This window comes from Xanthomonas sp. CFBP 8445, assembly GCF_025666235.1.
In the GTDB taxonomy this organism is placed as follows: domain Bacteria; phylum Pseudomonadota; class Gammaproteobacteria; order Xanthomonadales; family Xanthomonadaceae; genus Xanthomonas_A; species Xanthomonas_A indica.
On sequence record NZ_CP102594.1, the window covers coordinates 126459 to 139347 of the forward strand.

Annotated in this window: 11 protein-coding genes; 5 read left to right on the top strand and 6 right to left on the bottom strand. The window is 70.1% G+C overall.

Annotated elements, in window-relative coordinates; all coding sequences use genetic code 11:
* Nucleotides 1-82 precede the first annotated feature (82 nt).
* Nucleotides 83-538, bottom strand: coding sequence for a hypothetical protein (locus tag NUG21_RS00645; RefSeq protein ID WP_263392003.1), 456 nt, complete (start codon nucleotides 536-538; stop codon nucleotides 83-85).
* An 831-nt stretch (nucleotides 539-1369) separates the two neighbouring features.
* Here NUG21_RS00645 and NUG21_RS00650 point away from each other — a divergent pair.
* Entirely contained in the window at nucleotides 1370-3565 is a 2196-nt protein-coding gene (locus tag NUG21_RS00650) for a TonB-dependent siderophore receptor (protein ID WP_263392004.1), read from the top strand.
* A gap of 248 nt (nucleotides 3566-3813) precedes the next feature.
* Here the strand turns inward: NUG21_RS00650 and NUG21_RS00655 are convergent, their stop codons facing one another.
* From NUG21_RS00655 to NUG21_RS00675, 5 genes are all read right to left on the bottom strand, one after another.
* Entirely contained in the window at nucleotides 3814-4842 is a 1029-nt protein-coding gene (locus NUG21_RS00655; RefSeq protein ID WP_184502780.1) for a patatin-like phospholipase family protein, read from the bottom strand.
* 202 nt (nucleotides 4843-5044) lie between these two features.
* Nucleotides 5045-6058, bottom strand: coding sequence for a TIGR00266 family protein (locus tag NUG21_RS00660; RefSeq protein ID WP_263392005.1), 1014 nt, complete (start codon nucleotides 6056-6058; stop codon nucleotides 5045-5047).
* 107 nt (nucleotides 6059-6165) lie between these two features.
* Nucleotides 6166-6990: an acid phosphatase gene (locus NUG21_RS00665; protein ID WP_263392006.1), complete on the bottom strand. Its 825-nt coding sequence runs from the start codon at nucleotides 6988-6990 to the stop codon at nucleotides 6166-6168.
* 199 nt (nucleotides 6991-7189) lie between these two features.
* Complete coding sequence (locus NUG21_RS00670; RefSeq protein WP_184502783.1) at nucleotides 7190-7972, bottom strand: rhomboid family intramembrane serine protease; 783 nt, start codon at nucleotides 7970-7972, stop codon at nucleotides 7190-7192.
* Nucleotides 7973-8074: 102 nt separating this feature from the next.
* A complete protein-coding gene (locus NUG21_RS00675) occupies nucleotides 8075-9028 on the bottom strand; it encodes a TerC family protein (RefSeq protein ID WP_019796369.1) in 954 nt (317 codons plus the stop codon).
* 258 nt (nucleotides 9029-9286) lie between these two features.
* On the opposite strand from NUG21_RS00675, the gene NUG21_RS00680 reads away from it, so the two are divergent.
* From NUG21_RS00680 to NUG21_RS00695, 4 genes are all read left to right on the top strand, one after another.
* Nucleotides 9287-10468, top strand: coding sequence for a class I SAM-dependent rRNA methyltransferase (locus NUG21_RS00680; protein ID WP_263392007.1), 1182 nt, complete (start codon nucleotides 9287-9289; stop codon nucleotides 10466-10468).
* Between the two features lie 10 nt (nucleotides 10469-10478).
* The gene (locus NUG21_RS00685) at nucleotides 10479-11162 is read left to right on the top strand and encodes a helix-turn-helix transcriptional regulator (RefSeq protein WP_263392008.1); all 684 of its coding nucleotides are present in this window, start codon (nucleotides 10479-10481) and stop codon (nucleotides 11160-11162) included.
* 59 nt (nucleotides 11163-11221) lie between these two features.
* Nucleotides 11222-11524: an antibiotic biosynthesis monooxygenase family protein gene (locus NUG21_RS00690; RefSeq protein ID WP_263392009.1), complete on the top strand. Its 303-nt coding sequence runs from the start codon at nucleotides 11222-11224 to the stop codon at nucleotides 11522-11524.
* Nucleotides 11525-11647: 123 nt separating this feature from the next.
* Complete coding sequence (locus NUG21_RS00695; protein ID WP_263392010.1) at nucleotides 11648-12805, top strand: glycerate kinase; 1158 nt, start codon at nucleotides 11648-11650, stop codon at nucleotides 12803-12805.
* Nucleotides 12806-12889: the final 84 nt, after the last annotated feature.

Here is a 12889-nt window from a genome sequence, read left to right on the forward strand (position 1 = left end):
TTCAGCAAAGAAAAACGGGCCTTTTAGGCCCGTTTTTCTTGGTCGCAGATTCCTTGCCGCAGATGTCGAAGATACGCTTAGCTCAAGCCCCTTCGGAACCGCAGGCTTTCCTAGCGTACTTGTAGTCGACCAACACCCAAGTGCCTCCGTTCGAGCCAGAAACGAACTTGTAGCTCCACGACTGGGAGACGCCACCACTGCAGTTTGAGACTGAATATGTGTCTCCGGGCTGTCCGGGCGGTAGCGGGCCCGGCGGGCCATCCCCAGGCGACTGCGGGCGTACACGACCGTCCGTTGTACGGGTATATGTGACGGTAACGTCCTGCAGCTTATCGAACTCCCCGATCAGATGCCCGTTTACATACTGAGCATGCTGCCGAAGCCAAGCCACAACCGCCTGCTGCTCAGGAGACTTGTCGGCATAGGTTGCCGTGGTGGTGATGATGAATGGCGACGAGGGCGCAGCGCCGGCGAAAAGCGGGGCAACGAGAAGCTGAGCCGCGAATACAAATTTCAGCAGGTTCTTTGCGAGATTCATGGTGATCTTCCATGGCGGATAGGCGCTTACACCAAGACGCTATTCCCATCCCTAACCAGCCACAAGACCTGGCGACATTTGTCTACCATATAAGCCGTTCAGCTAGACCAGAGCGAGGTCTCAGCCCTGGAGATCGATGGCGATAGCATTAGCCCATGCTTCCAGACGACTTCCAGTGGGACCCCGAAAATCAGTGGCGCCAGCACTGGCTGAGGTGTGGCCGGGTGATAGTCGCTGGGGTAAGCATGACCGCATTTGCTGGCATATGGATTGGCAGCGTCAATCGGCACGAGGAGCGCTCAGCAAACTACGCCTACGCCTACTTCGGGAAGCGGGAGGTAGCGCTGCGTATGGCCGAGCGATGGGCGTGCGCATGCGCGGTCCGAGTACGCCATGAGATCCTGACGGGCAGCCGCCGCCGGCCGCCTGAGAGGCCGGCCAGTCGGGACGAGAAGCGGGTGCAACGCCAGCTAAGGGGATAGGCTCCCGGCCTGCTAGGGCTGCACGGCCCGTTTTACTAACCGGAGGCTTCTCATTGAGGGGCCTTTAGGGGGGCTTCAAACTGGCCCGTAGGACTTTGCAGACCATGTGTCCCGGCTTCGCAAACCATGTGTCCGCTTACAGGCGTGCCGCCGCGTGTCGGCGCATGGCAACCCTTGTTAAGTTGTTGCTAACGATTTACATTTGCGTTCTGCGACGGCCATCCACGGCCACAGCCTCTCCGCCAGCCCGATGGGCGAGCCGCGCCGGATCCCGGCCGTGGAGGCTGGCTGCGCCTGTCGCTTTCCTCCACCGCGTCGCTGCCGCGCACCACCCCCGCGAGATCATTCCATGCGTTCTTCCGTTTCCCACCGTCTGCTCTACCTCGCCCTGCTGTCCGCGCTCTCCGGCGCGCCGGCGCCGTTGCTCGCCGCCGAAGCCGCGGCCGACGTGCAGCCGACCACGCTGGACAAGGTGGAAGTCAGTGGCAGCCCGAGCCGCGCGCAGCCGTCCACCACCACCCGTCTGCCGCTGACGCTGCAGGAGACGCCGCAATCGGTGAGCGTGCTGGGCCAGCAGCGGCTGGAAGAGGAATCGCTGTTCAGCATCAACGACGTCATGCGCAACGTCACCGGCGTCAACGTGTCCTTCTTCGACACCCAGCGTCCGCTGTACTTCGCGCGCGGCTTCCAGATCACCGACTTCCAGGTCGACGGCCTGCCCACCTACAGCGGCTCCACCAATCAGGAATACGACATGGTCTTCTACGACCGCGTCGAGGTGATCCGCGGCGCCAACGGCCTGCTCAGCGGCGCCGGCATTCCCTCGGCCACGGTCAACCTGCTGCGCAAGCGCCCCGGCAAGACCTTCGATGCGTCCTTCGCGGCCTCGCTCGGCACGTGGGATTTCCGCCGCACCCAGGCCGACGTCACCGCGCCGCTGACCGCCGACGGCCGCTTCCGCAGCCGCTTCGTCGCCGCCTGGCAGGATCGCGGCTACTACTACGACCACTACACCGAGCAGAAGATGTCGGGCATGGCGGTGCTGGAAGGCGACCTGACCGACTCCACCACGGTCACCGTCGGCTACCAGCGCCAGGACAACGATCCGGTCGGCTCGACCTGGGGCACGGTGCCGTACTTCTTCGCCGACGGCGGCTTCGCCGACCTGCCCAGCTCCACCAACCTGGCGCCGAAGTGGGCGCGCTGGCAGCGCAACACCCACACCACCTTCGCCAACCTGGAACAGCGCTTCGGCGAGAACTGGCTGCTGAAGGTCAACCTGGCGCGCACCGAGGGCGAGGTCGACAACCTGCGCGTCTACGGCAGCGGCTATCCCAAGCGCGACGGCAGCGGCATCTACCTGCGCGCGGCCGCCGGGCAGACCACCGATACCCGCGACGGCCTGGACGTGTACCTGTCCGGCAGCTTCCCGCTGTTCGGCCGCGACCACGACCTGGTCCTCGGCGGCAGCTGGCAGGACCTGCAGTCGACCACGCCGACCCTGGCGCTGCGCTATCCGGGCGACTGGACCACCTGCGGCCGCGAGCGTTGCTACTACATCCCCAACGTCTACGACTGGCATGGCGACGTGGGCCAGATCACCGCCGCCCGTACCGGCGCGCGGCGCGAGGCGCGCACCACCCAGCGCGGCGTGTACGCCTCCACCCGGCTGCGCTTGGCCGAACCGCTGTCGCTGATCGCCGGCGCGCGCCTGAGTTCCTGGCAGACCCGCACCCAGGCCTTCGCCGCCGACGGCAGCTACACCGGCACCAGCGGCCGCTACCGGGTCAGCGACGAGGTCACCCCCTATGTCGGCCTGGTCTACGACATCACCCCGGCCGTCTCCACCTACGCCAGCTACACCGAGATCTTCAATCCGCAGAACTACAAGGACAAGGACAACAACCTGCTGGCGCCGGTGCAGGGTTCCAACCTGGAGGCGGGCGTCAAGGCGCAGCTGGCCGACGGCCGCGGGCTGCTCAGCGCGGCGGTGTTCGAGGCCAAGCAGGACAACTACGCGGTGCGCGACATGACCCAGCCGGAAGCCTCGCTGCCCGACGGCAGCTCGGCCTACATCGGCGTCGACGGCACCAAGAGCCGCGGCTGGGAAGTGGAATACAACGGCGAACTGCGTCCGGGCTGGACGCTCAATGCCGGCTACACCCACGCCAAGGTCACCCGCGCGCCCACCGACGCGATCTACGCCAACCTGCCGGAGGACTATCTGCAGCTGTCCACCCAGGTGCGCCTGCCCGGCGCCTGGCAGCGCCTGAGCCTGGGCGGCGGCGTGAGCTGGCAGAGCGCGGTGCGCGGCTACAACATCCAGCGCCCGGTCGGCGACGGCAGTGCCGCCACGCGCCCGGTCACCGTGGTGCAGGACCCGTACGCGCTGGTGCATTTCAACGCCAACTACCAGCTCAGCACGCAGTGGACCGCGACCCTGGCGGTGACCAATGCGCTGAACAAGAAGTACTGGGCCAACCTGGACTACCAGAACTACGGCGAACCGCGCTTCGTGAGTTTCACGCTGCGCTGGCGGTACTGAGGCGCGGTGGGGTACCGGTGGGACTGCGCCGGGTAGGAACTGGCGCTGGCGGTCGGACCCTCACCCCCGGCCCCTCTCCCGGCGGGAGAGGGGAGCGGCAGGCGGAGGCGTTGCGCTGTCGGTTTCAGCCCGGGCTGGCGGTACTGACCTGCGGTGTGGTGCGGGTGGGACTGCGCTTAGTAGGAAGCGGCCCTGGCGGTCGGACCCTCACCCCCGGCCCCTCTCCCGGGGGAGAGGGGAGGCACGCCTCAGTCCTTCGGCTTGCAGGGATCGTCGCGGCGCAGCAGGCGGCCGAGCCGCGACGGCGGTTCGCACGGCGGCGGCGCCGGTTGCGCGGCCTTTGCCGCCGCGGCTGCGGCCGCCGCACGCTGCTGCTGCAGTTGCGCCAGCTTGGCCTTGATCTGCGGCATCGCCGCCAGCGCGGCCTTCTCGCCTTCCAGGATCGCGGCGTTGCGCTGGGCGAAGTCGGCTGCGCCGATGTCGTTGACCTTGGGCCGGATCACGATGTCGGCGCGGCCCAGTTCCTGCTGGCCCAGGCGCTGGCCCATGATCGCGATCGACTGGTTGACGGTGCCGAGCATGCTGCCCGGGTTCTTGCCGCTGGCCTTGCTGGAGATGTCCACGGCGATGACGAAATCGGCGCCGAGCTGGCGTGCGGCGTCCACCGGCACCGGGCTGACCACGCCGCCGTCCACGTAATGGAACTTGCCGATGGCGACCGGCTCGAACACGCCGGGGATGCTGCTGGACGCGCGCACCGCCTGGCCGGCGTTGCCGCGCACGAACACGGTGCGCTCGCCGTCTTCCAACCGGGTGGCGACCGCGGCGAACGGCCTGGCCAGCTTCTCGATCGGCTTGCCCTTGAGTTGGGCGTTGACATAGTCCTGCAGCGCTTGGCCCTGCACCAGGCCGCCGGAGAACAGACGCATGTCGCGGATGCTGCTCTCGTCCAGCGCCACCGCCGCCTGCTGCATCTGGAACGCGTCCATGCCGCTGGCGTACAGCGCGCCGACCACGCTGCCGGCGCTGGTGCCGGACACCACCGTCGGCTCCAGGCCGTTGGCCTGCAGCATCTTGATCACGCCGATGTGGGCGAAGCCCTTGGCCGCGCCGCCGCCCAGGGCGATGCCGATGCGCAGCGGCTTGGCCGCCGGCGTCGGGGCCGGTCCGTTCACCACCGGCGCCGGCGGCGCCGGCTTGGGTTCGCCGCCGCAGGCGGCAAGCAGGCCGAACAGGGACAGGGACAGCAGCAGGCGCGGGGAGCGGAACACGGTCATGGAAGCGTCGCGGGAAGGAGGAAGGAGCCGGCGCGAGCATAGCCGCATCCTCCTGCACCGCCCACGACCGGAGGTCATGCTGTGGGCTGCGCGGGTGCTTGAGTGGGGGTGTGGGGGCTGAACTACCAATTCTGCGAGGCGCTGCGCGTCCGTACCCTCACCCCAACCCCTCTCCCGGGGGAGAGGGGCTAGGCATGCCGTCTTAGAACCTGTTGTCGCCGTCCAGGATCCGGCCGAAGTCGCCCAGCACCGAGCCTTCGCCGCGGTTCTGCCCGCCGCCCTGCGGCGCGGCGGCGAGCATGCGTCCGGCCAGGCGCGAGAACGGCAGCGACTGCAGCCAGACCTTGCCGGGGCCGGTGAGGGTCGCCAGGAACATGCCTTCGCCGCCGAAGAACATGCTCTTGATGCCGCTGACCGGGCGCACGTCCATGTCCACCGAGGAATGGAAGGCGACCACGCAGCCGGTGTCTACGTCCAGGCGCTCGCCGGCGGCCAGTTCGCGCTCGACCACGCAGCCGCCGGCGTGCACGAACACCCAGCCGTCGCCCTCGAGCTTCTGCATGATGAAGCCTTCGCCGCCGAACAGGCCGGTCATGACCTTGCGCTGGAAGTGGATGCCCAGCGAGACCCCGCGCGCGCCGGCCAGGAAGCTGTCCTTCTGGCAGATCAGGCGGCCGCCGTGCTGGTCCAGTTTCATCGCCAGCACCGTGCCGGGGTAGGGCGCGGCGAAGGCGACCTTGGCCTTGCCATGGCCCTGGTGGGTGAACACCGTGGTGAACAGGCTCTCGCCGGTGACCAGGCGCTTGCCGGCCGACAGCAGCTTGCCCATCAGTCCGCTCTGGTTGCCGCCGGAGCCGTCGCCGAACACGGTGTCCATCCGCACCGCCGCGTCCTTGAACATCAGCGCGCCGGCCTCGGCCACCGCGCTCTCGCCCGGGTCCAGCTCGATCTCCACGAACTGCATCTCGTGGCCGACGATGCGGTAGTCGATCTGGTCGGCGCGGCTGGCGGTAGTGGGCAGCGGCGGCGGGCCGGGGGGCAGGAAGGACGCGCCGGTCTGCAGGGCGGGAATCTGCGCTACCGGCAGCCAGCCGTTCTGGCCCTGGCTCCAGGCCAGCGCCGTGGGATTGTTGCGGGCGAAGACGAACGCGTCGGCATCGTCGAACGGGCCGGAGCGGGTCTGTTCGCTGCCGGTCAGGAAGTACCACTGGGTCATGGGTGCAGGTCCTTGGCGGGAAGTCGCGGCGAGTCTAGCCTGCCGTCGGGGACCGTTCGCATCTGCCCAAAGGCAGGGTGACCCGTGCAGCGTTCCGCACGCCGTCCCTACAGCGCGCTGGCCGGGCGGACCTGCAGGACGCCGGCTTCGGCGGCGCAGTCGCCGGCGGGCATGCGCCCGGCCGCGCGCGCGGCGGCGATCTCGCCGCGGGCCGCGGCCAGGTCGGCGCGGAAGGCCGGGTCGTCGTGCAGCCGCGCCACCGTGGCCGCGCCCAGGAAGCGGCCGGCGAGCACGTCGCTCTGCCAGTGCACGTTGCACACCAGCCGGCTCTCGGCGTAGTTGCGGCCGCGCGCGATCAGCGCATCGGCGCGCTCGGGCGCGATCTCGCTCAGGGTCAGCGCCCAGGCCCAGCCGATGGCGCTATGCCCCGACGGATACGAGCCGCTCTGGCGCAGGTCGTCGAGATCGCCCGGGGTGCACACCGCCTGCTGGTTGCGCAGGAACGGCCGCGCGCGCTGGTACTGGCGCTTGGCCGCCTTGGTGGCGGCGCTGGCGTCGATGCGGCTGCGCTCCAGCAGGGCGTACAGGTGCGGGGTGTGCTGCGCGTCGATCGCCACGCCCAGCGCGCAGGCGAACTGGCCGGCGCCGTTGGGGAAGCTCAGATCGGCATCGCGCGCGGCCTGCTGCCAGCGCGCGCTGCCGCGCAGGGCCAGCGCCTCGCGGTTGACCGCCAGGTCCAAGGCCTCGCCCGGCGAGCCGGCCGCCGGGGGCGCCGGCAGCAACTGCAGACTGTCCGGCACCGCTGTGGCCGGCAGATAGCCCACGGCCTTGGCCGGCGCTGGTGCGCGCACCGCCGGGCCGCTGCAGGCGGCCAGGGCAAGCGCCAGCACGGCGGCGGCGGTGCGGAAACGGCAGGTGGGCGACACGGACATGCGAACTCGGACAGCGACGGCGGATCGGTCAGTGTACGGCGCGGCGCAGGGACAGGTCGCCCGTGGCGACCTGCCGCGGGCAGCCCGGCTGCTGTAGGAGCGGCTTCGGCCGCGACGGGCGTTCCTGGGAAAAGGCGTCGCGCCTGAAGCCGCTCCTACGGATGCCGACGGGCGGATGGCCGGCATGGCCTTGCCCACCTCAGCCGCCGTCACGCTCCTCGCGCGGCGGGAAGCGCAGCACCACCCCGCGCGGCGCCTGCGGCGGCTGCCACAGCACCGGCACCTGACTCGGCGGTGGCGGTTCCAGTTCGTCGTCGGCGGCGAGCAGATCGTCGGTGTCCTCCTCGTCCTCCCAGCTGTAGCGCTTGCGCGGCGGCAGCGGATCGCGATGGCGCAGCAGCAGCGCCGCGACCACGCCGCCCACGGCGCCGCCCAGGTGCGACTGCCAGGACACCCCGTCCTGGTGCGGCAGCACCGTCACCAGCATGCCGCCGTAGAACAGGAAGGCGATCATGCTGGCGGCGATCGCGGCGCGGTCGCGGCGCAGCAAGGCCAGCACGAATACAAGGAACAGCAGGCCGTGGGCGACGCCGCTGGCACCCAGGTGATGGCTGCCGGGATCGCCCAGCCACCAAGCGCCCAGGCCCGAGCCCAGCCACAGCAACGGCAGCCCGGCCAGGGTGGCGCGCGGATACACGCTGCCGGCCAGGGTGCCCAGAATCAGCAGGGCGCCGGCGTTGGCCCCCAGGTGCTCCGGCGAGCCGTGCAGCAGCGGCGCGGTGAGCACGCCGAGCAGGCCGGCAGCCGTGTGCGGCGCCACTGCCCAGGGCCGCCAGTCGAACAGGCCCTGGCTGGCGAACACCGCCACCAGCAGCGCCACGAAGGCCAGGCTGGCATTGAAGGCACGCAGGATCCGCGCGCGGTCGAAGCGGCCCTGCGCATCGGGCTCGGGCGTGGGCGAGGGGAGCGAGGAGGTGTCCATGCTCCCTGGATGGCGGCGCCCCGCCACCAAGGCAAGGCGCCGCCGATGGGAGGGACTGGCCGCGGCCGCGGGACAATCCGCGGCCGCGGCGCAGGCGCCGGGTCAGTGCGCCTGCTTGGCCGGGCGCAGCAGGCTCAGCACCACGGTGGCGCCGATCACCACCGCCACCGCCAGCAGCGACACCAGCACCGGGATCTTGTACAGGTCGATGATCAGCATCTTGGTGCCGATGAACACCAGCACGATCGCCAGGCCGTAGGGCAGCAGGTGGAAACGGTCGGCCATGCCCGCCAGCAGGAAGAACATCGCGCGCAGGCCCAGCACCGCGAACACGTTGGAGGTCAGCACGATGAACGGGTCGGTGGTGATCGCGAAGATCGCCGGGATGCTGTCCACCGCGAAGATCACGTCGGTGATCGCGATCAGCATCAGCACCGCGAACAGCGGGGTGAACCAGCGCTTGCCCTCCTGGGTCACGCTCAGCGCGTTGCCGTGGTACTGCGGGGTCAGGCGCAGATGCTTGCGCATGAAGCGCAGCACCGGGTTGGCTTCCAGGTCGGGCTCCTTGCCCGCCGAGAGCCACATCTTGATGCCGGTCAACAGCAGGAACGCGCCGAACACGTACAGCAGCCAGTGGAACTTGGTCAGCAGCACCGAGCCGGCGAAGATCATCACCGCGCGCAGCACGATCGCGCCGAGCACGCCGATCACCAGCACGCGCTGGCGCTGCTCCTCCGGCACCGCGAAGTAGCTCATGATCATCAGGAACACGAAGATGTTGTCGACCGCCAGCGACTTCTCGACCAGGTAGCCGGTCAAGAACTCCAGGCCCAGGCGGTTGCCGGTGGCCACGTCGATGGTCTCGCGCAGGTACCACCACAGGCCGGCGTTGAACGCCAGCGCCAGCGCGATCCAGCCGATGCTCCACCACAGCGCTTCCTTGAAGGTGACCTTGTGCGGACCGCCGTGGCGCATCAGCACCAGGTCCGCCAGCAGCGCCACGACCACCACGATCGCGAAACCGCTCCACAACCACACGTTGCCTATCGTTTCCATTGGGAATTTTCCGTCAGTGAACAGGGAACCTCGGGGCCGCGGCGACGGAGGCGTTCAGGACGGAGACGACGGATGTCGTCCAGAGGGTGCCTTCGCCACTGCGGCGAAGGTCTCGCTCGCAGCCGATGGACCGGCTGCCGTTGCACCGGAGCCCGCGGGCTCGAATTGACGGCGACAACGTCGGGAGCTACTCCCCTTCTGCGCGCATTCTTGCGGCTGCCGGCGGTGCCGTCAATCGGGGCGGCTACAATGGCGTTCATGAATAGTCCCCTGCCCGTTGTCCGCCTCAAGAACGCCTGGCGCTCCAGCCATCCTTGGATCTTCCAGAAACTGGTCGAAAAACCCGCCGCCAAGCCCAAGCCGGGTGCGCTGGTGGACGTGGTCGGGGTGGACGGCGCGTGGGTCGGCCGCGGCTTCTACAACGGCCACTCGCGCATCGCCGTGCGCATCCTCGAGACCAACCCCGACATCGCCGTCGACGAGCACTGGTTCGCGCGCAAGATCGCCGAGGCAGTGTCGCTGCGCCGTGACGTGCTCAAGCTGGATGCGGTCAGCGACGCCTGGCGCGTGGTGCATGCCGAGGGCGACGGCCTGTCCGGGCTGGTGGTGGACCGCTACGGCGACCTGCTGGTGGTGGAGTTCTTCAGCGCCGGCATGTTCCGCCACCGCGAGTGGATCTACGTCGCGCTGCGCGCGCAGTTCCCCGGCGCGCGCTTCTACAGCTTCGCCGAGGAGCACGTGCAGAAGCAGGAGAGCTTCGACTACCGGCCGGTGTCCAGCAGCGGCGAGCGCCCGGAGCCGGCGATCATCAGCGAATACGGCGTGCGCTTCCGCGCCGACCCGGCCGGCGCGCACAAGACCGGCTTCTTTGCCGACCAGCGCGAGAACCGCCAATGGTTGAGCCAGCAGGTAGAAGGCAAGCGCGTGCTCGACCTGTGCTGCAACACCGGCGGCTTCGCGGTCTACGCCAAGGTGCGCGGCGCCACCGAGGTGGTCGGCGTGGACATCGACGAGGACGTGATCGAGATCGCCAAGGGCAACGCCCGCCTCAACGATGTGCGGCCCAGGTTCGTGCAGGCCGACATCTTCCCGTACCTGCGCGATGCCGCTGCCCGCGGCGACCAGTACGACGTGGTGATCCTGGACCCGGCCAAGATGACCCGCGACCGCGACCAGGTGATCCCGGCGCTGAAGAAGTACCTGGACATGAACAAGCTGGCGCTGGGCGTGGTCGCCCCGGGCGGCCTGTTCGCTACCTTCTCCTGCACCGGCCTGGTCGCCGAGCACGAGTTCCTGGACATGCTGCGCCGCGCCGCCTACTTCTCCGGCCGCACCATCCAGATCCTGAAGGTGGCCGGCGCCGGCGCCGACCACCCGTTCATGGCCCACGTGCAGGAATCGCGCTACCTCAAGGCGGTGTTCTGCCGCGTGGTGGACTAGCGCGCCGCGCATGCGCAAGGCTGAGCGGCTGTTCCAGCTGGTCAACCTGATCCGGGTGCGCCAGCCGGTGACGGCCGCCGTGCTTGCCACCGAGTTGGGCCTGTCGGTCCGCAGCATCTACCGCTACCTCGACGATCTCTCGCTCGGCGGCATTCCGGTCTACGGCGAGGCCGGCATCGGCTATCGGCTGGACCCGGCGTTCGCCCTGCCGCCGCTGGCGCTGTCGGGCGAGGAAGTCGAGGCCTTGCAACTGGCGGTGGAGATGCTCGCCTGCAGCGGTGGCGGCCAGCTGCAGCCGGCGGCGCGGAGCCTGCTGCACAAGCTGCAGGCGGCCTTGCCGATGCCGGCGGCGGTGCCGCGGGTGGCACGCGCACTGCGCGCCGCGCCGGTGGCGTTGCCGTGCTGGCAGGCGCTGCACGCCGCTACCGCGCAGCGCCGGAGCGTGCGGCTGCGTTATCGCAGCCTGCAGGGCGAGACCAGCGAGCGCGCGGTGCTGCCGCTGGGGCTGTTCCACTGGGGGCAGCACTGGACGCTGGGCAGCTGGTGCGGGCTGCGCGCCGCGTATCGCGATTTCCGCCTGGATCGGATCGAGGCGGTACAGCCCTGCGCGACGCCGTTGCCGGTGCCGGCACACGTGGCGCTGGACGCGTACCTGCAGCATCAACGCGTGGCCTGGGCGCAGCGCGGGCACTGACACCCCGGTGTCAGCAGGGTGTCCGCAGACTGCCGCCTCCTTCACTGCGGAATGCCTGCATGTCCCACTCCAATTGCGTCCTCGAACTCGCCGTGTTCACCGTCAAGCCCGACGCCCGCGAGCGCATGCCGGCGCTGCGCCAACAACTGCGCGCTGCGCTTGCCGATTTTCCCGGCCTGCTCGATTACCGCGCGTATGCGCCGCTGGACGGCGACGACCAGTTCGTCGACATCGCGCACTGGCGCGACCTGGCCAGCGCACAGGCGGCGGCCGATGCCTTCGCCAGCGGCGATGCCCGCTTCGCGCCCTATGCCGCGGCCATCGCCGAGCTGCAGGTGATGCGGCACCTGGCGCCAGCCTGAGACGGCGAAGTACGTCGTCACGCCGGCCGCGACTATGATCACCCCCATGTTGCTTTCGAACGCGCGCATGAAGCGGCCCGCCTCGCCCCACGCCGAGACGCGGTCGCCCGCCGCGTCCCCCGCATGAAGATCGTCATCGCGCCGGACGCGTTCAAGGAAAGCCTGTCCGCGGCGCAGGCGGCCGCGCAGATCGCGGCGGGCTTCCGCAGCGTGTTTCCGGAGGCGGAGTACGTGTTGCTGCCGTTCGCCGACGGCGGCGAGGGCACGGTGGACGCGCTGGGCGCCGGCGGTGGTGGGCGCCGGGTCGCCTGCACCGTGACCGGCCCGCTGGGCGCGCCTGTGACAGCAGAATTCGGCCTGAGCGAGGACGGCGGCACCGCCCTGATCGAGATGGCCGCGGCCAGCGGGCTGATGTTGGTGCCGCCGCCGCGGCGCGATCCACGCCTGACCGGCACCCGCGGCGTCGGCGAACTGATCCTGGCCGCCCTGGACGCCGGCGCGCGCCGGCTGCTGATCGGCATCGGCGGCAGCGCCAGCAACGATGGCGGCGCCGGCATGGCGCAGGCGCTGGGCGTGCGCCTGCTGGACGCGGACGGCCGCGACCTGGCGGCCGGCGGCGCCGCGCTGGGCGCGCTGGCGCGCATCGCACTGGACGGACTGGACCCACGGCTGCGCGACTGCACGATCGAGGTCGCCTGCGATGTCGACAACCCGCTGACCGGGCCGACCGGCGCCTCGGCGGTGTTCGGGCCGCAGAAGGGCGCCACGCCGGCGATGGTCGCCCAGCTCGATACCGGGTTGCAGCGTTATGCCGAGGCGATCGAACGCACCCTGGGCGTGGCGGTGGCGCAGCTGCCCGGCGCCGGCGCCGGCGGCGGCATCGGCGCGGCCCTGGTGGCCTTCCTCGGCGCGCGCCTGCGGCCGGGCGTGGAGATCGTCGCGCAGGCGTTGGGGCTGGAAGCGCACCTGGCCGGCGCCGATCTGCTGGTCACCGGCGAGGGCCGCCTGGACGGGCAGAGTGCGCAGGGCAAGGTGCCGGTCGGGATCGCCCGCATCGCCCGGCGCCATGGCGTGCCGGTGCTGGCCATCGCCGGTGGCCTGGGCGAGGGCGCGGCAGACCTGCAGGCACAGGGAATCGACGCGCTGTTCGGCGCGGTGCAGCGGGTGTCCTCCCGCGAGGCCGCGCTGGCCGGCGCCGCGGACGCCCTGCGCCAGGCGGCCCGCAACGTGGCCGCGGCGATCGCGCTGGGCCAGCGCCTGGGCGGCTCCCGGGCGCAATAGCGGCCCGTGCCGTTGGCTCGGCGTGGCGGCACGCTGCCATCCGCGGCGTTGGTAAGCCCCTGTGGGGAGGACTTCAGTCCCGAC

Excerpts from the sequence above, each read along its gene's own strand:
- NUG21_RS00655 (WP_184502780.1), bottom strand. The coding sequence starts at position 4,842 with ATGACCGTGTTCCGCTCCCCGCGCCTGCTGCTGTCCCTGTCCCTGTTC.
- NUG21_RS00650 (WP_263392004.1), top strand. The coding sequence starts at position 1,370 with ATGCGTTCTTCCGTTTCCCACCGTCTGCTCTACCTCGCCCTGCTGTCC.
- NUG21_RS00645 (WP_263392003.1), bottom strand. The coding sequence starts at position 538 with ATGAATCTCGCAAAGAACCTGCTGAAATTTGTATTCGCGGCTCAGCTT.
- NUG21_RS00660 (WP_263392005.1), bottom strand. The coding sequence starts at position 6,058 with ATGACCCAGTGGTACTTCCTGACCGGCAGCGAACAGACCCGCTCCGGC.
- NUG21_RS00685 (WP_263392008.1), top strand. The coding sequence starts at position 10,479 with ATGCGCAAGGCTGAGCGGCTGTTCCAGCTGGTCAACCTGATCCGGGTG.
- NUG21_RS00680 (WP_263392007.1), top strand. The coding sequence starts at position 9,287 with ATGAATAGTCCCCTGCCCGTTGTCCGCCTCAAGAACGCCTGGCGCTCC.
- NUG21_RS00690 (WP_263392009.1), top strand. The coding sequence starts at position 11,222 with ATGTCCCACTCCAATTGCGTCCTCGAACTCGCCGTGTTCACCGTCAAG.
- NUG21_RS00670 (WP_184502783.1), bottom strand. The coding sequence starts at position 7,972 with ATGGACACCTCCTCGCTCCCCTCGCCCACGCCCGAGCCCGATGCGCAG.
- NUG21_RS00695 (WP_263392010.1), top strand. The coding sequence starts at position 11,648 with ATGAAGATCGTCATCGCGCCGGACGCGTTCAAGGAAAGCCTGTCCGCG.
- NUG21_RS00675 (WP_019796369.1), bottom strand. The coding sequence starts at position 9,028 with ATGGAAACGATAGGCAACGTGTGGTTGTGGAGCGGTTTCGCGATCGTG.
- NUG21_RS00665 (WP_263392006.1), bottom strand. The coding sequence starts at position 6,990 with ATGTCCGTGTCGCCCACCTGCCGTTTCCGCACCGCCGCCGCCGTGCTG.